General features: G+C 71.4%; 16 protein-coding genes. 9 read left to right on the top strand and 7 right to left on the bottom strand.

Annotated elements, in window-relative coordinates; genetic code table 11:
* Positions 1 to 30: 30 nt before the first annotated feature.
* Genes SGFS_RS26750 through SGFS_RS26740 form a run of 3 tightly spaced genes read left to right on the top strand, consistent with a single transcriptional unit; the run spans position 31 to position 2,547 of the window.
* Positions 31 to 1,167, top strand: coding sequence for an acyl-CoA dehydrogenase family protein (locus tag SGFS_RS26750; RefSeq protein ID WP_286254044.1), 1,137 nt, complete (start codon positions 31 to 33; stop codon positions 1,165 to 1,167).
* A gap of 25 nt (positions 1,168 to 1,192) precedes the next feature.
* Positions 1,193 to 1,939 carry an enoyl-CoA hydratase family protein gene (locus SGFS_RS26745; protein ID WP_286254043.1) on the top strand — a complete coding sequence of 249 codons (747 nt, stop codon included), beginning with the start codon at positions 1,193 to 1,195 and terminating at the stop codon, positions 1,937 to 1,939.
* Positions 1,927 to 2,547: a TetR/AcrR family transcriptional regulator gene (locus SGFS_RS26740; RefSeq protein WP_286254042.1), complete on the top strand. Its 621-nt coding sequence runs from the start codon at positions 1,927 to 1,929 to the stop codon at positions 2,545 to 2,547. The genes SGFS_RS26745 and SGFS_RS26740 overlap by 13 nt, the downstream gene beginning before the upstream one ends.
* On the opposite strand, the gene pdxH is transcribed toward SGFS_RS26740, so the two are convergent.
* Positions 2,537 to 3,202: a pyridoxamine 5'-phosphate oxidase gene (gene pdxH, locus SGFS_RS26735; RefSeq protein ID WP_286254041.1), complete on the bottom strand. Its 666-nt coding sequence runs from the start codon at positions 3,200 to 3,202 to the stop codon at positions 2,537 to 2,539. The genes SGFS_RS26740 and pdxH overlap by 11 nt on opposite strands.
* A gap of 209 nt (positions 3,203 to 3,411) precedes the next feature.
* Here pdxH and SGFS_RS26730 point away from each other — a divergent pair, with 209 nt between their 5' ends.
* Complete coding sequence (locus SGFS_RS26730; protein ID WP_286254039.1) at positions 3,412 to 4,512, top strand: citrate synthase 2; 1,101 nt, start codon at positions 3,412 to 3,414, stop codon at positions 4,510 to 4,512.
* Between the two features lie 16 nt (positions 4,513 to 4,528).
* Here SGFS_RS26730 and SGFS_RS26725 read toward each other — a convergent pair whose 3' ends face one another.
* From SGFS_RS26725 to SGFS_RS26710, 4 genes are all read right to left on the bottom strand, one after another.
* Positions 4,529 to 5,539, bottom strand: a complete 1,011-nt coding sequence (locus SGFS_RS26725; RefSeq protein WP_286254037.1) for an isopenicillin N synthase family dioxygenase — start codon at positions 5,537 to 5,539, stop codon at positions 4,529 to 4,531.
* A 651-nt stretch (positions 5,540 to 6,190) separates the two neighbouring features.
* Positions 6,191 to 6,850, bottom strand: a complete 660-nt coding sequence (locus tag SGFS_RS26720; protein WP_286254036.1) for a maltokinase N-terminal cap-like domain-containing protein — start codon at positions 6,848 to 6,850, stop codon at positions 6,191 to 6,193.
* A 71-nt stretch (positions 6,851 to 6,921) separates the two neighbouring features.
* On the bottom strand, positions 6,922 to 8,394 hold the full coding sequence (locus SGFS_RS26715) for a PAS domain-containing protein (RefSeq protein ID WP_286254034.1): 1,473 nt from the start codon (positions 8,392 to 8,394) through the stop codon (positions 6,922 to 6,924).
* Between the two features lie 182 nt (positions 8,395 to 8,576).
* Positions 8,577 to 9,335 (bottom strand): SIS domain-containing protein, encoded by a 759-nt coding sequence (locus SGFS_RS26710; protein ID WP_286254032.1) that lies wholly within the window; start codon positions 9,333 to 9,335, stop codon positions 8,577 to 8,579.
* A gap of 369 nt (positions 9,336 to 9,704) precedes the next feature.
* Here SGFS_RS26710 and SGFS_RS26705 point away from each other — a divergent pair, with 369 nt between their 5' ends.
* Both SGFS_RS26705 and SGFS_RS26700 read left to right on the top strand, forming a co-directional pair.
* Entirely contained in the window at positions 9,705 to 10,397 is a 693-nt protein-coding gene (locus SGFS_RS26705) for a metal-dependent transcriptional regulator (protein ID WP_286254031.1), read from the top strand.
* 793 nt (positions 10,398 to 11,190) lie between these two features.
* A complete protein-coding gene (locus tag SGFS_RS26700) occupies positions 11,191 to 12,096 on the top strand; it encodes an alpha/beta fold hydrolase (protein ID WP_286260076.1) in 906 nt (301 codons plus the stop codon).
* A gap of 192 nt (positions 12,097 to 12,288) precedes the next feature.
* Here the strand turns inward: SGFS_RS26700 and SGFS_RS26695 are convergent, their stop codons facing one another.
* Positions 12,289 to 12,972: a bifunctional DNA primase/polymerase gene (locus SGFS_RS26695; protein ID WP_286254030.1), complete on the bottom strand. Its 684-nt coding sequence runs from the start codon at positions 12,970 to 12,972 to the stop codon at positions 12,289 to 12,291.
* Positions 12,973 to 13,277: 305 nt separating this feature from the next.
* On the opposite strand from SGFS_RS26695, the gene SGFS_RS26690 reads away from it, so the two are divergent.
* Together SGFS_RS26690 and SGFS_RS26685 are read left to right on the top strand one after the other, a co-directional pair.
* On the top strand, positions 13,278 to 14,660 hold the full coding sequence (locus SGFS_RS26690; protein WP_286254028.1) for a transcriptional regulator: 1,383 nt from the start codon (positions 13,278 to 13,280) through the stop codon (positions 14,658 to 14,660).
* Positions 14,661 to 14,877: 217 nt separating this feature from the next.
* The gene (locus SGFS_RS26685; protein WP_286254026.1) at positions 14,878 to 16,476 is read left to right on the top strand and encodes a hypothetical protein; all 1,599 of its coding nucleotides are present in this window, start codon (positions 14,878 to 14,880) and stop codon (positions 16,474 to 16,476) included.
* Positions 16,477 to 16,492: 16 nt separating this feature from the next.
* Here SGFS_RS26685 and SGFS_RS26680 read toward each other — a convergent pair whose 3' ends face one another.
* Entirely contained in the window at positions 16,493 to 17,782 is a 1,290-nt protein-coding gene (locus tag SGFS_RS26680; RefSeq protein ID WP_286254025.1) for an ABC transporter substrate-binding protein, read from the bottom strand.
* Between the two features lie 128 nt (positions 17,783 to 17,910).
* Here SGFS_RS26680 and SGFS_RS26675 point away from each other — a divergent pair, with 128 nt between their 5' ends.
* Positions 17,911 to 18,411, top strand: coding sequence for an SCO4402 family protein (locus SGFS_RS26675; protein ID WP_286254024.1), 501 nt, complete (start codon positions 17,911 to 17,913; stop codon positions 18,409 to 18,411).
* Positions 18,412 to 18,431: the final 20 nt, after the last annotated feature.

The following is an 18,431-nucleotide window of genomic DNA, read 5'->3' as shown; positions in this document are numbered from 1 at the left end:
CACGACGAAACCGCAGCCGGAAGGAATCCCATGCCACCCACGATCGAATCCGAAGAACAGAAAGCCCTACGAACCGCCGTCTCCACCCTCGGCAAACGCCACGGCCGAGACTTCACCACCCCCGAACTCTGGACCGAGGCAGGGAAACTCGGCTACCTGGGCGTCAATCTCCCCGAGGCCTACGGAGGCGGCGGCGGAGGCGTGAGCGAACTCTCGATCGTCCTCGAAGAACTCGGCGCCGCGGGCTGCCCCCTCCTCATGCTGGTCGTCTCCCCGGCGATCTGCGGCACGATCATCGCCCGCTTCGGCACGGACGCCCAGAAACAACACTGGCTCCCCGCCCTCGCCGACGGCACCCGCATCATGGCCTTCGGAATCACCGAACCCGACGCCGGCTCCAACAGCCACCGCATCACCACGACCGCCCGCAAGGACGAGACGGGCGACTGGATCCTCAACGGCCGCAAGGTCTTCATCTCCGGCGTGGACATCGCCGACGCCACCCTCATAGTCGGTCGCACGGAGGACGCCCGCACCGGCTCCCTGAAGCCCTGCCTCTTCATCGTCCCCCGCGACACCCCCGGCTTCGAGCGCCGCCAGATCGACATGGAACTCAACGCCGCCGAGAAGCAGTTCGAGCTCACCCTCGACGACGTACGCCTCCCCGCCGACGCCCTGGTCGGAGACGAGAACGCCGGCCTCCTCCAGCTCTTCGCCGGCCTCAACCCCGAGCGGATCATGACGGCGGCGTTCGCGATCGGCATGGGCCGGTACGCGATCTCCAAGGCCGTCGAATACGCCCGCGACCGCACGGTCTGGAACAGCCCCATCGGCGCCCACCAGGCCATCGCCCACCCCCTCGCCCAGTCCCACATCGAACTCGAACTGGCCCGCCTGATGATGCAGAAGGCGGCCCACCTCTACGACACGGGCGACGACGCCGGCGCGGGCGAGGCCGCCAACATGGCGAAGTACGCGGCGGGGGAGGCCTGCGTACGGGCCGTCGACCAGGCCGTGCAGACCCTCGGCGGCAACGGCCTCACCAAGGAGTTCGGCCTCGCCTCACTGATCACGGCCGCCCGAGTGTCACGTATCGCCCCGGTGAGCCGGGAGATGATCCTCAACTACGTCTCCCACCAGACCCTGGGCCTGCCGAAGTCGTACTGACCCGCCGCGAACCACAGGAGCGCACGTGACCGACATCGAACCCCTCGTACGTGCCACGCACCACCGGGGCATCACCACCCTCACCCTCGACTCCCCGGCCAACCGCAACGCGCTGTCGGTCCGGCTGGTACGCGAACTGGCCGAAGCCCTGACCCGGTCCGGCGAGGACGACGACGTACGCGCCGTCCTCCTCACCCACACCGGGAACACGTTCTGCGCGGGCGCCGACCTGCGCCACCCTCCCCACCCGGACGAACTCGTCGCACTGCTCAAACAGATCATCGACCTGCGCAAACCCGTCGTCGCCCGCGTCACCGGCCATGTCCGCGCGGGCGGCCTCGGCCTCCTCGGCGCCTGCGACATCGCCGCGGCCGGCCCTGAGGCCACCTTCGCCTTCACCGAGGTACGCATCGGCGTCGCCCCCGCCGTCATCTCCCTCACCCTGCTGCCCCGCACCGACCCGCGCGCCCTCACCCGCTACTACCTCACCGGCGAACAGTTCGGACCCGCCGAGGCCGCCCGCGCCGGCCTGCTGACAGCGGCCGGCGCCGACGTCGACGACGTACTCGAACCCGTCCTCGACGGACTGCGCCGAGCCTCCCCGAAGGCCCTGGCGGAGACGAAACGGCTGCTCACAGCTAAGGTGCTGGAATCCTTCGCCCTGGACGCGGGCGGGCTGAGCGGACTCTCGGCCAGGCTGTTCGCCTCCGACGAGGCCCGCGAGGGGATGACGTCCTTCCGAGAAAGACGGGATCCGCAATGGGTGGTGTGACCGTGGTAGGCGCCTTCGACCGCGCACCGAAGCAGGACCGCAGCCGGGCCACCCGGCAGCGGCTCCTGGAGGCCGCCGTCGCCTGCCTCGCCGAGCACGGCTGGGCGGGCTCCACGGTCGCCGTCGTCGCCGAACGCGCCGGCGTCTCCCGGGGCGCCGCCCAACACCACTTCCGCACCCGCGAGGACCTGTTCACCGCCGCCGTCGAATACGTCGCCGAAGAGCGCTCCACCGCCCTGCGCGCACTCTTCCCCGAAGGCCCCACCGACCGCCGAGCCGTCGTCGCCGCCCTCGTCGACCTCTACACCGGCCCCCTCTTCCGCGCCGCCCTCCACCTCTGGGTCGCCGCCTCCAACGAGGACCAGCTCCGCCCCCGCGTCACCGAGCTGGAGGCACGCGTCGGCCGCGAGACCCACCGCATCGCCGTCGACCTCCTCGGCGCCGACGAGTCCCTCCCCGGCGTCCGCGAAACCGTCCAGGGCATGCTCGACATGGCCCGCGGCCTCGGCCTCGCCAACCTCCTCACCGACGACACCGGTCGCCGCGACAAGGTGGTGGCCCAGTGGGCGGTCCTCCTCGACGACCTGCTGGACCGGGCTACGGGCTGAGCCGCTCCACCCGCCACGACCCGTCCTGCTCCGCCACATACCGCAGCCGGTCGTGCAGCCGGTCGTGCCGCCCCTGCCAGAACTCCACCGTCTGCGGCGCCACCCGGAAACCACCCCAGTTCGGCGGCACCGGCACCTGCTCGCCCTCCGGATAGCGGGCGTTCAACTCCTCGTACGCCGCGTCCAGCTCGGCCCGCGAGAAGACCACCGAGGACTGCGCGCTGGCCCACGCCCCCAACTGCGAGCCATGCGGCCGCAAACGGAAGTACGCCGCCGTCTCGTCCCGCCCGGTCCGCCGCGCCGTACCGCTGACGACCACCTGCCGGGCGATCGCGTGCCAGGGGAACACCAACGAGACATACGGGTTCTCGGCGAGATCGCGGGCCTTGCGGGAGTCGTAGTTCGTGTAGAAGACGAAGCCCTGCTCGTCGTACGCCTTCATCAGGACCGTACGGGAACTGGGGCGCCCCTCGGCGTCCGCGGTCGACACGACCATGGCGTTCGGCTCGAACACCGCACCCTCGGCCGCGGCCTGCCGGAACCAGCGCGCGAACTGCTCCATCGGCCCCTCGGCCAGGTCGCTCTCGTCGAGCCCCTCGGCCCGGTACTGCTTGCGCATATGGGCGGGATCGGGCACCGGATCGTGATCGTTCACATGGTCATCCTGCCGTACGGGCCCTGCCGCGCACAGGCCGATGAGGCAGACAGAATGTGGCACTCAGTGCCGCGCACTCTCCCCAAACGTGGCACTCAGGCGTATCGTGCTGGAACATTCTGATGGGGCCCGCACGAGCCGTCGGCCCCTCAGCCTTCGCATGCACGCCCAGTACCGCCCCTGTCGCACACATCAAGAGGAGCCGCCTGATGTCCGACTTCGTACCCGGACTCGAAGGAGTCGTCGCGTTCGAGACGGAGATCGCCGAACCGGACAAGGAGGGCGGCGCACTCCGGTACCGAGGCGTCGACATCGAGGATCTGGTCGGCCACGTCTCGTTCGGCAACGTCTGGGGCCTGCTCGTCGACGGCGCCTTCCGCCCCGGCCTGCCCCCCGCCGAGCCGTTCCCGATCCCCGTCCACTCCGGTGACATCCGCGTCGACGTCCAGTCCGCGCTCGCCATGCTCGCCCCCGTCTGGGGCCTGAAACCGCTGCTCGACATCGACGAGGAGCAGGCCCGCGCCGACCTAGCCCGCGCCGCCGTCATGGCCCTGTCCTACGTCGCCCAGTCCGCCCGCGGCCAGGGCCTGCCCATGGTCCCGCAGCGCGAGATCGACAAGGCCCAGTCCGTCGTCGAACGCTTCATGATCCGCTGGCGCGGCGAACCCGACCCCAAGCACGTGGCAGCCGTCGACGCCTACTGGACCAGCGCGGCCGAACACGGCATGAACGCGTCCACCTTCACGGCGCGCGTCATCGCGTCCACGGGCGCGGACGTGGCAGCAGCGCTCTCGGGTGCCGTAGGCGCCATGTCAGGCCCCCTGCACGGCGGCGCCCCCTCCCGAGTCCTCGGCATGATCGAGGAGATCGAACGCACGGGCGACGCGGACGCATACGTCAAGCAAGCCCTCGACAAGGGCGAACGCCTGATGGGCTTCGGCCACCGCGTCTACCGCGCCGAGGACCCCCGCGCCCGGGTCCTCCGCCGCACCGCCCGCGACCTCGGCGCCCCCCGCTTCGAGGTGGCCGAGGCCCTCGAAAAGGCGGCCCTGGCGGAACTCCACGCCCGCCGCCCCGACCGCGTCCTCGCCACGAACGTCGAGTTCTGGGCCGCCATCGTCCTCGACTTCGCCGAGGTCCCGGCACACATGTTCACCTCGATGTTCACCTGCGCCCGCACGGCCGGCTGGTCGGCACACATCCTGGAACAGAAGCGCACCGGCCGCCTGGTCCGCCCCTCCGCCCGCTACATCGGCCCCGGCCCGCGCAACCCCCGCGAGATCGAGGGCTACGGCGACATCGCGCGCTAGCGCCTCCCGGCGGCCGTCACGCGGGGCTGAGCAGCCCCGCGTGATGCCGCTCGGCAACGAGCGGATGCGCCCGCAGCTTGCCCTTCAGCTCATTGAACCCGTACTCCGCGAACAGCGGATTCGCCGGATCGTCGGTGACACCGGGCGCGCCGGACGCATACGGAAACACCAGCGGCTCGACCCGCGCATCGAGCCGGGGGTTGTAGAAGAACGGCACGGAGAACCGCTCGACGGCGTGCGGCGGAGACACCACCCGATGATTGGTGGCAACCAAATACCCATTGGTGGCCACTTCCAGCAGCTCACCAAGATTGACGACGAACGCCCCAGGGATGGGCGGCACGTCATGGAACACCCCGTCCTCCCGCTCGACCTGAAGCCCACCGACCTGGTCCTGCAGCAGGAGAGTCAAGAACCCATAGTCCTTATGGGCCCCCACGCCCTGATCGGCCCCGCTCCCCGCGCTCCCCGGATACCGCACAAGCTTCAGATGCGGATGCGCCCGCTCCCCGAAGATCGGATCGTAGAAGTCGGCCCGCGCCCCGATGGACACAAGCAACTCCCGCAGCAGCCGCTCGGCGACACCGCTGAGCCGATCGACCCACGCAAGGGCAACGCTCCGCAGCTCAGGCAGGGCCTCGGGCCACTGATTGGGCCCTTCGAGCCACCAGTACGAAGGCTCATCGGCCCCCGGCACCCGAGCAGCCCGCTCGGCCCCGATGTCCAACTGGTCCCGCCAGTCCTGCCGCCCCCCGGTCCGCTCGTCCCCGGTGCGTGTGTACCCCCGGAAATGCGGCGAGTTGACGTTGTCGATGGCGAGCCGCTCATGCTCGGGCAGAGCGAAGAACTCCCGCATGACACGGTTGAGCCTCTGGATCTCCCCCTCACTCACCCCATGCCCGACGAGCTGAAAGAACCCCACGTCATGGGCGGCACTGTGAAGCTGCGCCCGCAACAGGGCCCGCGCCTCGGGCCCGCGCTCGGCGGCGGAGAGATCGATGATCGGAAGCTGCGTGCTGATCGTCATGAGATGCGTCCGGAGAAGGTGAAGGAAAGGGAGGGCCGGGGTCAGACGGAGCGCTGACAGCCCATGCTCGTGACGCGCACGTAGTCCACGTGCCGACGTCGGACGAGTATCGGAAGCATGATCACAAGGATACTGCGTTCCCGAGATTCCGAAAGTGCCTCGCATCACAGACTGAGGATTCCTAGGGGAAACCCTGTCACAGGCCCCAGGAAACGCAGACGACCCGCAGGCTCTGGTCCCCTCGTCTGAACGACGAGGGAGCCGGCCGGACGTACCGGCGAGCCCGCGGGTCGGGTGACTGCTTGAGATTGGGCCGGCTGCGCACGCAGATCGCACGCGGGTCCGGCACCGCACTGAGTGTGGTGACGGGCGCTAGCCCGCAGCCACCTCCGACGTCCGGTGTGCATACATGCTCCGAACCACCTCCCTTCCTCGGTGCCACCTACCTTAAGAACCGGTACCAGGGGTGCTCAAGCGATTTTCCGAGGGAATTACTCGGTGATGTCTGTCCATGCGCCCGCACGCTTACCGAAAGGCACGGTGGCCCGCCGTGGGGCGATGCCCGTGAAACATTGCTGGAGCGCGACTACGCCGGGTCGGGCCGGGCCGATTGCCGGCCCGACCGAGGCGCAGGACCTTCAGGGCCCCTGCTCAGGCCTGTGAGTCGGTGCGCACCACGGCGAACAGGGCCCGTTCCCGCCTCCCGTCCGACGCCCCCCACGTGCCGGAGACATGCCCAGCCACGTCCTCCGGGAGGGTGAGGGACCCGTCCGGTACGGGGCGCAGTACTCGGTGCAGCCGCAGTGAGCCGCCGCTCGCGAGGGTCACGTCGGTGGCGTCCATGTCCTCCGTGACCGTCACGCCCGCCGCCGTGAGCCCCTCGCCCGTGTACGAGCGCGTGACCTCCCGGTCGAGTTCGTCGCTGATGCTCTGGGCCTGGGCCTGGGCGCGGCCCTCGAACAGGGCGAGGAACTGGGTGAGCAGTACGGGGTCGTGGACGCCGTCGTAGGCCCAGCGCTTGCCGAGGACGCCGTGTTCCATCGTGCCGACGAGGGCGTGGTCGGCGTCGTCGAGGGGGGCGCCGCGGTAGGTGAGGGGGACCAGGTAGTGGACCGGTTCGGGGGCGGAGGCGTCCGTGGTCACCATGAACTCGATGCCGACCTCGCCCTCGGGGTCGTCGAGGCGGAAGCCGCCGACGCGGGTGAGCCGGGGCGCGCCGGTGCCGGGGCGGTACCAGGGGCGGGTGGGCAGCCAGTCGGTGAGGAGTTCGAGCTTGGTGGGCTTGAGGGTGGTGTTGTGGATGATCGCCATACCGGGATTCTCGTCCGCCCGGTCGAGCGGAGCGAGCCCTTGTCTCTCGCCGGTGGCTCCGGCCCGTCCGACTATTCGCCGTTTCCCGTCGACCTCTCCAGCGCCTCCAGGTCCAGCGCGGCGGCGATCCGTACGGCCACGTCCTCCGCGTACACGGCGTCCGAGCGTTCGAACTGGGTGCGTCCGGCGCCCCGTAGGAAGGTGACGACGCCGAGGGTGCGGCCCCGGCTGCGGAGTACGGCGCACAGGGCGTGGACCGCGTCCGGCGGCCACTGGCGGCCCGTGGCCCACTCGCGGCCGGCCTCCGGGGTGGCGGCGCCGGCGCTGGCGCGCACGGAGCCCGCCCGTTCGACGCACTGGAGCGCGGGGTGCCCGTGGCCGTAGCGGACGGGGAGGCCCGCGTGGCCGGAGAGCTGGCTGGGGCCGGGGGCGCCGGAGGGGGTGGCGGCGGCGCGTACGAGCCGTACCGGTCCCTCGCCGTCGGCCATCGAACCGCCCGCCACCCGGTCGATGAGGGCGTGGTCGGAGAAGCCGGCGAGGGCGAAGTCGAGGTGGACGGTGGCGGCCTCCGCCGGGTCCTCGCACTCGGCGGCGGCACGCGCGGCACGGTGCAGTTGGTTGACCCGGAAGCGCAGCTGGGCGGCCTCCTGCTCGCTCTGCCTGGCCTCGGTGACGTCCTGGAAGAGCCAGCCGACGCCCAGCGGTACGGGTTCCTCGGCGAGCGGCGAGGCGAGCCGCAGGAAGCCGCTGCGCCAGCAGCGCCGCTTCTCGCCGTCGGGGGTGCGCACGCCGACCCAGATCTCGGCGGGTGCGGGCGGGGCGCCTTCGGCGAGTACGTGGGTGAGGGCGCTCTCCAGTTCCTCGACGCCCTGGGTGAGGAGTTCGCCGAGCGGGCGCCCGAGGACGGCTGTACGGCCGATGCCGAGGGAGCGGGCGGCGTGCGCGTTGACGACGGCGGCCCGCAGGTCGGCGTCGACGAGGACGACACCCCACGACGCGTCCTCGAACAGCGCCTCACTGAGGGCGATGGACCGTTCGAGATCGATCTGCGCGTGCACCTCGCTGAAGGCGCAGTACAGCCCGGCGGGCTTGCCCTCGGGTCCCCGTACGGCGGCGGACTGGGTCCGTACGAGCACCCGCCCCCCGTCCTTGGTGACCAGGGCGAATTCGTGGACCTGTCGTCCGGGCGCGTGCATGGCGGCCATCAGCCGCCCCTCGACCTCCTCGGCGTCGGCGGTTCGCACGGCCCAGCCGGCGAAGCCTCTGCGCCCGACGGCCTCCTCGGTGCTCCAGCCGAGGATCCGCTCGGCCTCGCGGTTCCAGTGGGTGACGACGCCGTCCGCGTCGAAGGCGCAGAGCGCCGCGTCCATTCCGTCGAGCAGCGCGGCGAGCAGATCGGAGCCGCCGAACTCCTCCGGAGCCGGGCTCTGCTCCTGGTCCTGGCCCTGGCTCTTGCCCTGAGCTGGGCTGTCCCGCCCGGGCTCGGGTTCGGGCCCGTCCGGTCCCAGCTCGTCTGTGGTCCCACTACGCCGGGAAGCACTCACCTGAACCCCCTGCAGGCTGCGTTGCGTCCGCACGTACGGCGCGCCGGTTCGCTTCGGTTCGCTGGTTCTCGTCGGTTCGTCGTTCGCTCTCTTGTAATCATTCAACTCGAACGTGACCCAGCCCACATCTGGTTCCCGCAAGATTGGACGAAATCGTTGCACCGGGGGTGCCGGGAGGCGGGTCAGCGCAGGTAGAAGATTCGGTCTCCGTACTCGCGCATGATCCGCTCGTTCCAGTCGTGGCCTTCGTCCACGTTCCCCGAGCGCAGCAGCGGAGGCTCGACGCCCCGGTCCGCGAGGGATCCGGCGGCCGTGGCCATGACCGCCTGGAGGATGGCGGAGGTGACGACGGTGGAGGCGGGGGCGAAGGGGGCGGGGATGCCGTCGAGGGTGAGTTCCGCGTCGCCGACGGCGATCTTCGAGTCGAGGACGAGGTCGCAGTGGTCCTTGAGGAAGGTGCCGGAGGAGTGCCGGGACTCGGTCTCGGTGGTGTATGCGACGGAGGTGAGTCCGATGACCTTCACGCCCGTCGCCCGTGCCTTCATGGCCATCTCGACGGGAAGGGGGTTGCGCCCGGAGAGGGAGATGATCACGAGCAGGTCGCCGGAGCGCAGCGGGCTGGTGTCGAGCACCGCGCTCGCGAGGCCGTCGATCCGTTCCAGGGCGGAGCCGAGCGTGGCGGGCGCCTCGACGCCGACGGCGCCCGGTACGGCGAGGAGGTTCATCAGTGCGAGGCCGCCGGCCCGGTAGACGAGGTCCTGTGCGGGTAGGGAGGAGTGCCCGGCCCCGTACGCGAACAGTCGCCCGCCGGCGACGACGGTGTCGGCGACCAGTTCCCCGGCCGCCGCGAGCGCATCACCGTCCTCGTCCCGCACTCGCCGCAGCAGCCCGATCGCCGCGTCGAGAAACCGCCCGCCCAGCGCCGCCTTACCGTCACCCATTCGCGAAACCCCTCTCCATCGCCGACACTCCACAGCGCGGCTCACGTTAGTGGTCTGGACCAGTGGGGTGTCAATACGGCAACGGGCGGGCTGGGCCGAGCCCCGTAAGAGGTGCGGGGAACCGCGCGGGCGACGTACGACGATCCCGCACCCGTCGAACCGACCGCTCCCCCGGGCCTTCAGGCGCGGCGGGGTGCGAAACCCCCTCGGACGGCCCCCTCGGACGGCCCCCTCGGCGGTAGCCGAAACCCTTTGGTTTCACCGCCGCGGCACGGTTGTCAGTGGGATGCGCAAGAATTGGGTTCAGGGCCAGCGCAAGCCGGTGGGCCCAAATCGAAGCCTCCGGCTGAATCTCATCGAGGGGCATGTATGTCCGGACTGATCGACACGACGGAGATGTATCTCCGCACCATCCTCGAGCTGGAGGAGGAAGGCGTGGTCCCCATGCGCGCCCGGATCGCCGAGCGGCTCGACCAGAGCGGCCCGACGGTCAGCCAGACGGTCGCGCGCATGGAGCGCGACGGCCTGGTGTCGGTCGCCCCGGACCGCCACCTGGAGCTCACCGACGAGGGCCGCCGTCTCGCCACGCGGGTGATGCGCAAGCACCGCCTCGCGGAGTGCCTGCTGGTCGACGTGATCGGTCTGGAGTGGGAGCAGGTGCACGCGGAGGCGTGTCGCTGGGAGCACGTGATGAGCGAGGCCGTCGAGCGCCGCGTGCTCGAACTGCTCCGCCACCCCACCGAGTCGCCGTACGGCAACCCGATCCCGGGCCTCGAGGAGCTGGGCGAGAAGGACGGCGCGGACCCGTTCCTGGACGAGGGCATGGTGTCGCTGGCCGACCTGGACCCGGGCACGGACGGCAAGACCGTCGTCGTACGCCGTATCGGCGAGCCCATCCAGACGGACGCGCAGCTGATGTACACGCTTCGGCGGGCGGGCGTGCAGCCCGGCTCCGTGGTGAGCGTGACGGAGGCGGCGGGCGGGGTGCTCGTCGGCAGCGGCGGCGAGGCCGCGGAGCTGGGCACGGACGTGGCCTCCCACGTGTTCGTGGCCAAGCGCTGACGGCGACCGCCCCGGACCTGACCAAGGCCGATCCGGAGCTGCCCGACGCCGCCTCAACTCCTGGGCGGCGTGGGGCAGTTGTGGCGTGTCCGTGATGTCACCGAATCCAAGATTCAGTGTGCCGAATCGCAGCGCTCGGGCCGTTCGCGTGCGAGGCTTGCGCGTGAGGCATATGACCTGAGGGGCTCTTGGCCGCCCGAGACAGCGTTCTCGCGGTGACCGGGGAGGGGGCGGGGCGGATGTGCCGTATACGTGAGGAGGGCCCCGGCGCCGTATGGCGCCGGGGCCTGTCCTCCCCTGTGCTGACCCGGAGCCCCGAGCTCCCAGGGTCATTCCCCTCGGACCGTTTTCCCCGAGCGGTCCGCCTCCCGTTGAAGATCTCCCCTCGGTGGCGGCGGGCAATCCCTGAGGTGGGTCACTCGAACGAGGGGTGTTGTCGCCAACAACGGTATCTTCGAACGTAATTTCGATACCGTGGGCGGCGTGGGCGGGAGAACAGCCCGATGAACTGCCCGCCACGAGCCCACCGGCGCGTGAGCCGCGCACGACCGCGCGGGCCGCGCCTGGACGGCGTACGTTCCGCGTACGTAACGTGCCGGGCGAGACGCACGCTGTAACAACAGGCGCTCACCGTCCCGAGCGGCGCGCGCGACAGCAACAACAGCAGGAGCAAGCGGCAGTAGCCAGTACGACAGCGGTAGAGGACGAGTGGACCGGCCGGCTCGCGGCGGGAGCGAGAGCGACGACGGCGAGACGGCGGTGAGCGGTCCGTGCGGGAGTCTGGGGGGTGCCAATGATGCGGCGCATCGACGTGAGCGGTGCGGGCGGCGTGAGTCTCGCTGCCTGGGAGTTCGGCGACCCGCCCAAGAACGGGAACACGACCGAGGACGCGACGGGGGGCGGGAGCGGGGACGCCACCGGCGAGAGCGCGTCGAGGCCCGGGGTGCTGTTATTGCACGGCCTGATGGGCCGCGCCTCGCACTGGGCCCCCACCGCCCGCTGGCTCGCGGAGCGGCACCGCGCCGTCGCCCTCGACCAGCGTGGCCATGGCCGGAGCGAGAAGCCGCCGCAGGCCGCGTACACCCGTGAGGCCTACGTCGAGGACGCCGAGGCGGCCGTCGAACAGCTCGGTCTCGCCCCCGTCGTCCTCATCGGCCACGCCATGGGCGCGCTGACCGCGTGGCAGCTCGCCGCGAAACGGCCCGACCTGGTGCGCGGCCTGATCATCTGCGACATGCGGGCCTCGGCGCTGGGCGCCGCCTCGCAGCGCGAGTGGGAGAACTGGTTCAAGGCGTGGCCGCTGCCGTTCGACACGCTCGCCGACGTCCGCAAGTGGTTCGGCGAGGACGACCCCTGGGTGGAGCGCCCCAACCCCTCACGCGGTGAGTTCTACGCCGAGGTGATGCACGAGGGCCCGGACGGCTGGCGGCCCGTCTTCGACCCCGAGCAGATGCTGAAGACCCGCGAGACATGGGTGTACGACGCGCACTGGGAGGAGCTGACCCAGGTCCGGTGCCCGGCCCTCGTCGTCCGCGGCCTCGACGGCGAACTGGGCCGCGCCGAGTCCCAGGAGATGGTCCGCGTCCTGCCCCACGGCCAGTACGCCGAGGTCGCCGACGCCGGCCACCTCGTCCACTACGACCAGCCGAACGCGTGGCGCGCCGCGATAGAGCCGTTCCTCGACACCTTCACGGACTGACGGCGCCCGTGCGGTTGCCCGCGCGCCCGAGGGCGACGGCCTGCCGCTGCTCGCCGCCCTGAAGTCAACGGCCCCGCGAACCCGAAAGAGACCGGGGCGCAGCCCGGTCTCTTTCAGGGGCGCGGGGAACTGGCGTGACAAGCCACATCCGACCCGCAGTCGCGCAACGACCGAAGCACTCCACCCGGAGCGTTATCGGCGCCCGTCCCTGCCGCACGCGTAGGCAAGCGGCGAGATCAACTCTTCGGCGTCCGGCAGCCACCGGTTCGCCGGTGTGGGGCGCCGGGCCCACTGCACGGCACCGCGGGACCCGTACCGCGTCGGCGGGGCCGCCACGTACTCGCCCTCGCCCTGCGCCTTGAGGTCCAGCGCCAGCGGGGACCAGCCCAACTTCCGTACCAGATCAGGGACCTTGGCCGAGGCGCCGGGCAGCACGAAGAACTGCATGCGGCGGTCCGGCGTCCAGGTCACCGGCCCGAGTGTCAACTCCATGCGCTCCATCCGGGCCAGGGCCAGGAGGCCGGCGGTCTCGGGAACGTCGATCGCGTCGAACGTGTGCCCGGTCGGGAGCAGGATCGACGCGGTCGGCTGTGCGGCCCAGAGGCGGCGCGCGACGGTCGCGCTACCGGTCGCCTGGGTCGCCCAGTCCTCGCGCGCCGGGTGCGCGCCGGGGACGGCGCACGCCGGGTTGCCGCAGGAGCAGTGCTGTACCCCGTCGACGGCTTCCAGCCAGGTGCCGGGGAACACGTCCCAGTGGCGCTCTTCGGCGTATCGAACGGCAGTGTCCAGCAGCGATTCGCCACGCTGCTTCGGAATTTGGGCAGCTTCAGGGCCCGCGATGGTCTCTTCCACGATGAACACAACTCTAGCGGTCATCAGGGGTTACGGAAGTCACATGCGCGGGGGAGGAGCATCTCTTCGGGACCCGGGGCGCATGGGTGCACGGGCGGGGGCGCTCGAGAGGAACCGAGGAGTGTGCCGGGTAGTCACGTGTGGGGGACAGCATGCGTGTTTACCCCGGCAATCCTGGCATGTCTCGCATCTTCGGTATGTCTGCGGGGCATTGATCTTCGAGGCCGGATCTTTTCGGTACGCCGACCGCGTACCCGACGGGGTCCGGCTGCTCTGAGGACACGTCAACTAGGTGCTCGGGCAGGCACCGCAGGCACAGGGGGTACGCCATGGCCGCCAGGCCTCTCGTCGCGCGGCAACCGAACGAACGGCTGCAGGCGCTCATCCAGGAAGCGGGCTGCTCCAACGCGGGGCTGGCTCGTCGGGTCAACATGTGCGGCGCGGAGCACGGCCTCGATCTGCGCTACGACAAGACGTCCGTGGCGCGTTGGCTGCGCGGACAGCAGCCGCGGGGCCGGGCGCCCGCGATCATCGCCGAGGCCCTGGGGCGCAAGCTGGGCCGTACGGTCACGATCGACGAGATCGGCATGGCCAACGGAAAGAACCTCGCGTCGGGCGTCGGCCTGCAGTTCTCGCCGACCGTCCTCGGTGCCATCGAGCAGGTGTGCGAGCTGTGGCGCAGTGACGTGGGGAGGCGGGACTTCCTCTCCGGGTCGTCCGTCGCCGCCTCCGCGCTCGTCGAGCCCAGCCGCGACTGGCTGATCTCCTCGCCCGACTCCCAGGTGGCGCGCTCGGCGGGACCGCGGGTCGGGCTGTCCGACGTGGCGGCCGTACGCGCGATGACCCAGGCGCTCGTCGACCTCGACCACCAGTACGGCAGCGGGCATGTGCGCCCGGTCGTCGTGCACTACCTGAACAGCGTCGTCTCCGGGCTGCTGGCCGGCTCGTACCGGGAGGCGGTGGGGCGCGAACTGTTCGCGGCTGTCGCCCGGTTGACGGAACTCTCCGGGTACATGGCCGTCGACACCGGTCAACCCGGCCTCGCCCAGCGGTACTACATCCAGGCGCTGCGGCTCGCACAGGCCGCGGGCGACCGTGGTTACGGCGGGTACGTGCTCGCCGCGTCCATGAGTCATCTGGCGGCGCAGCTCGGGAACCCCCGGGAGATCGCGCAGTTGGCGCGCGCGGCGCAGGAAGGGGCGCGGGGGCGGGTGACTCCGCGCGCGGAGTCGATGTTCCACGCGGCCGAGGCGCGCGGGCACGCGCTGATGGGTGACGCGCGGTCGGCGCAGATCGCGTCCGGGCGGGCCGTGGCGGCGTTGGAGGCGGCGGATCCGGCGGCCGGGGACGACCCGACGTGGATCAGGCACTTCGACGAGGCCTATCTGGCCGACGAGTTGGCGCACTGCCACCGGGATCTCGGACAGGCGGAGGCGGCCGCGCGGCGGGCCGAGGAGTCGCTGGCCAGGCATCCGGAGTCGCGGGCGCGGCGGCGGGCGATCGGATATGTGCTGCTCGCCACCGCACAGGTGCAGCAGCGGGAGGTCGAGCAGGCCTGTCATACGGGGCTGAAGGCGGTGGAGTTGCTGGGGACGCTTCGGTCCAACCGGGGGGCCGAGTACTTGGAGGACTTCCAGCAGAGGCTTGAGCCGTTTCGGGAGGAGGCGGTGGTCAGGGAGTTCGGGGCGCGGATGGAGTTGCAGGCGGCGTAGGCGCTCCGCTGCGGGCGCGAGGGAGGCGCCGTTCCACCGGGGTTCATCTGCGGCTGCGGGTTGTTTGTGGCCGGTCGCGCCCGCGCGGCGGAGCCGCATGTCAAGACAGCCCCGCGCCTCTACGGGCGTGGGGCGCCCGTCCTGCTTGGCGCCGCGCAACCGGGACCCGGTAGCGTGAACCGACGATTCCGAAAGTCCCCCATTCGTAGGAGTCCCGGTGACGCAGAGTGGACAGGGCGAGGAGCCCTCGGCGCGGCCCGCGCGCGAAGGCATCGTGCTGCCCTCCGACGGTGGCGCGCCCCTGCTGCCGGGTGATCTGCCGCCGGCTCCGGTTCCGGTCCAGCCGCAGTCGCCGGTCCAGCGCTGGGAGCAGCAGCAGTCGTGGGGGCCCGAGCCGTCCGCGCTCCCGGCCCAGCCGCCCGCGGCACCCGCCGACGCCTGGAACAGCGCGCCCATGCCGGGGTGGGGCGACCAGGGACACCAGGGTCAGCAGAGTCACCAAGGTCAGCAGGGGCACCAGGGGCACCAGGGGCACCAGGGCTACGACGGGTATCAGGGGGCCCCGATGCCGCCCGACGCCGCCTACGGTGGCGTCGGCGGATACGGCCAGGCGTCGGCGCCGCCGCCGCCCGTCGCCGGTGAGGTGACGTTGCCGCCCGCCGCCGTGCCGAGCGCGCCGCTGCCTCCGGTGGCGGACGAGGCGGCCACCCAGTACATACCGCCGGTGCCGTCGATGGACGAGGGGGCGACGCAGTTCATCCCGCCCGTGATGACCGGCGCCCCCATGGCCGAGGCCGCCACGCAGTTCCTGCCGCCGGTGGGGCCGGGGGCGCTGCCGCCCGAGGCGGCCTCGGACGCGACGACGTACCTGGGGCGGGTGCCGGGCGGAAGCGGTCCGCTGCCGCCCACCGCCGGTGCCGTGCATCCCGACGCCCAGGCCACGCAGTACATACCGCCGGTGCCGGCGGGGTCCGCGCAGCCGTCGTTCGGGGCGCCGCAGGCCCGGCAGGAGCCGGACGTGTTCGACAGCCTCTTCCGGAGCGAGCCGGGGGCCGCAGGCCCGGCCGGGGCCACACGGCAGATGCCGCGGGTCCAGCCGGGGCCGACCGTGAACACCGCCCCGCAGGGGCCGCCCTCGGGCGGGCGGGCCGCCGCGCGGCACGAGAGCGGGGGCGGCGGCGGCCGTCGTACGCGGTCGCGGGTGCCGGTCATCGCGGCTGTCGGGATCGGTATCGCCGTGCTCGGCATCGGTGCGGGCGCGCTGATGAGCGGTGGGTCGAAGGACGACCGGAAGAGCGAGGACGCGCCGGTGTCGGCGACCGGGCCCGCGCCCGAGAAGTCGGCGTCGGAGGCCGTCGACCCGGCGAAGGAGCAGGCCGTCGCGCTGGACAAGCTGCTCGCGGACAGTGGCGACAGCCGGGCCGCGGTGGTCAAAGCGGTCGCGAACATCAAGGCGTGCAACGAACTGGGCCAGGCGGCCACCGATCTGCGGGACGCGGCCGGGCAGCGGGGCGAGCTGGTGACCAAGCTGGGCGGGCTGTCCGTCGACAAGCTGCCGGACCACGCGGCCCTGACCACTGCCCTCACCAACGCCTGGAAGGCGTCCGCCTCCGCCGACAACCACTACGCGGCCTGGGCCGACCAGGTCGCCGGCAAGAAGGGCTGCCGCAAGGGCCAGGCCCGCACCACTGGGCAGACCCTCGCCGGCAACAAGGCCAGCACCACCGCGAGCGCCCAGAAGGCGAAGGCCGCCCAGCTGTGGAACGCCATCGCCGCGAAGTACGGCCTCACAGAGCGCCAGGCGGGCCAGCTGTAGGGCGCGTCGGCGCAGGTCAGTAGGCTTCCACGAGGGTCTTCTCCACGTTCACGAAGCCCTTGCGCGCCGCGACCAGCCGGCCCTTGCGGACGACCTGGAAGGTGACCTCCGGGTTGACCAGGCGGGGCAGGTCGGCGGCGGCGAACTGGTCGTCCAGACGCCAGCTCAGCGTGGGGGTCAGCCCGCCGGTGTCGATCTTGAAGCCGTCGTCGAGGACGCGGCGGATCGAGGTGGTCGTCACCTCGCCGTCGCCGATCTTCTCGATCACGGCCGTGAGTACGGAGTACGCGATCCAGGTGGTCTGCACCCCGGGGTCCGCCGGGTCGATCCGGTTGTCGCCGAAGGCGTGATCCTTGATCACCTTTTTCATGGGGTCCCAGCTCTTGTCGTTCGTCACCGGGTACCAGCCGGTGACGTACGCCCCCTCGTACGGGCTCGACCTGCCGCCGGTCTCGTCGATCAGCGACTGGTCGACGCTGCCGAGCACGGACCCCGTGCGCACCGCGCGGTAGCCGGCGCGGTCGCGGCGGAAGGAGTCCATGAAGGTGGAGGTGCGGTCGCCGAGGGCGGGCACCACACAGCCCGTGGCCGCCGGGTCGGAGGTGACCCGCGTCAGGGCCTGCCGGGTCTGGCCGCCGTACTCGGTGGCGTCCTCGGCGGCCAGCTGGTCCGCGGCCGTGGCGTGGCCGCCCGAGCGCAGCCCCGAGTTCAGCAGCAGGGGCAGCTGGTCGCCGGCGATCGAGTCGGGGCGTACGAGGCTGATGGGCCCGCACTGCTTGGAGAGCTGCTCGCCGAGGCCGGCCATGAGCGCGGCCTGGCCGCCGTTGACGGGGTAGGAGGCGGCGCTGGAGAACTCGTCGCTGGTGACGCCGTAGCCGCCGATGTACGGGATGCCCGAGGACTCCAGGGGGCCGAGGAACGAGCGGCTGTGCTGGCTGTAGGAGCCGACGACGGCGACGACGTCGTTCTCGGCCGCGCGCCGGGCGCACTTCGTGGCGGCGACGGTGTCGTTGTGGTCGTTGCAGGTGATGACCTTCAGCTTGCGGCCGTTGATGCCGCCCTGGGAGTTGATCCAGCGCGCGTACGCCTTGGCCATGGCCGGCATGCCGGGCTTGTTGGTCGCGGCGGTCTTCTCCGGGGCCCAGGTCATGACGGTGACGGGGTCATCCCCGGAACCCCCCGTGGTACCAGGGATGACCCCGCACCCGGCGGCGAGCGAGGCGCATGCCGCCAGCGCGGTGGCTCGGGCGAATCCCCGGGCGAGGCCGTGGGAAAGGGCGGTCCGTGGTGCCTGGAAGCCGGTCATGACCCCGCACGATTCCGCCACATCGCCAACCCGCGTGTGACGGATGGGCAACAGGAGGTGACCGGGAGGTGAATTGCGGGGAGCTACGATCGCGTTTTTCGAGAGAAATCGAGAGGAAAGTACGATCGATGACCGTGCAAGGTGCGGAGAACTCTTCCCGTCGCGGGCGTCGCTCATCCACCATGGGCGGCATGCCACTGAACGACATGCCGTGGTGGCGCTGGCGCAGCAATGTGCGCTCCGCGCTGCACATGCTCTCCGACCCGGTGTTCCAGCGAGACGTCTGGCTGGCCGGCGGCGAGGGGTACGGGGACGTCACCGACGCCGTGTACCGCCTCGTCGAGGACACCTGGCTCGACAACTGGTCCGCCGAGAAGTACGTGGGCACGATCTTCCGTGACGCGCAGGAGGCGGCCCTGGTCGACACCGCCGTGCTGCGTGTGCTGCGGATCATGCACCAGGTCGGGCCGGACGCGCCAGTGTCCGCGTACGTGGACCACCCCGCCTGGCCCGAGGCGGTCCGGGCGGCCCGGGAGGCCCATATGCGGCTCTCGGCGGCCGACGGTGAGGAGCCGGACACACCGCCGAGGACGCTCGAGGTGCTGCGGATCATGACGCGGTCCGCGTAGCGGACGCCCTGGGGAGGGTG

The organism is Streptomyces graminofaciens (genome assembly GCF_030294945.1).
In the GTDB taxonomy this organism is placed as follows: Bacteria; Actinomycetota; Actinomycetes; order Streptomycetales; family Streptomycetaceae; genus Streptomyces; species Streptomyces graminofaciens.
Note: the sequence above shows the minus strand (reverse complement) of the source record. Positions and strands in the feature narration are given on the sequence as shown.

Coding starts and splice junctions, on each gene's coding strand:
- SGFS_RS26750 (WP_286254044.1), top strand. CDS start 31: ATGCCACCCACGATCGAATCCGAAGAACAGAAAGCCCTACGAACCGCC.
- SGFS_RS26740 (WP_286254042.1), top strand. CDS start 1,927: ATGGGTGGTGTGACCGTGGTAGGCGCCTTCGACCGCGCACCGAAGCAG.
- SGFS_RS26730 (WP_286254039.1), top strand. CDS start 3,412: ATGTCCGACTTCGTACCCGGACTCGAAGGAGTCGTCGCGTTCGAGACG.
- SGFS_RS26725 (WP_286254037.1), bottom strand. CDS start 5,539: ATGACGATCAGCACGCAGCTTCCGATCATCGATCTCTCCGCCGCCGAG.
- SGFS_RS26720 (WP_286254036.1), bottom strand. CDS start 6,850: ATGGCGATCATCCACAACACCACCCTCAAGCCCACCAAGCTCGAACTC.
- SGFS_RS26710 (WP_286254032.1), bottom strand. CDS start 9,335: ATGGGTGACGGTAAGGCGGCGCTGGGCGGGCGGTTTCTCGACGCGGCG.
- SGFS_RS26705 (WP_286254031.1), top strand. CDS start 9,705: ATGTCCGGACTGATCGACACGACGGAGATGTATCTCCGCACCATCCTC.
- SGFS_RS26700 (WP_286260076.1), top strand. CDS start 11,191: ATGATGCGGCGCATCGACGTGAGCGGTGCGGGCGGCGTGAGTCTCGCT.
- SGFS_RS26695 (WP_286254030.1), bottom strand. CDS start 12,972: ATGACCGCTAGAGTTGTGTTCATCGTGGAAGAGACCATCGCGGGCCCT.
- SGFS_RS26690 (WP_286254028.1), top strand. CDS start 13,278: ATGGCCGCCAGGCCTCTCGTCGCGCGGCAACCGAACGAACGGCTGCAG.
- SGFS_RS26680 (WP_286254025.1), bottom strand. CDS start 17,782: ATGACCGGCTTCCAGGCACCACGGACCGCCCTTTCCCACGGCCTCGCC.
- SGFS_RS26675 (WP_286254024.1), top strand. CDS start 17,911: ATGACCGTGCAAGGTGCGGAGAACTCTTCCCGTCGCGGGCGTCGCTCA.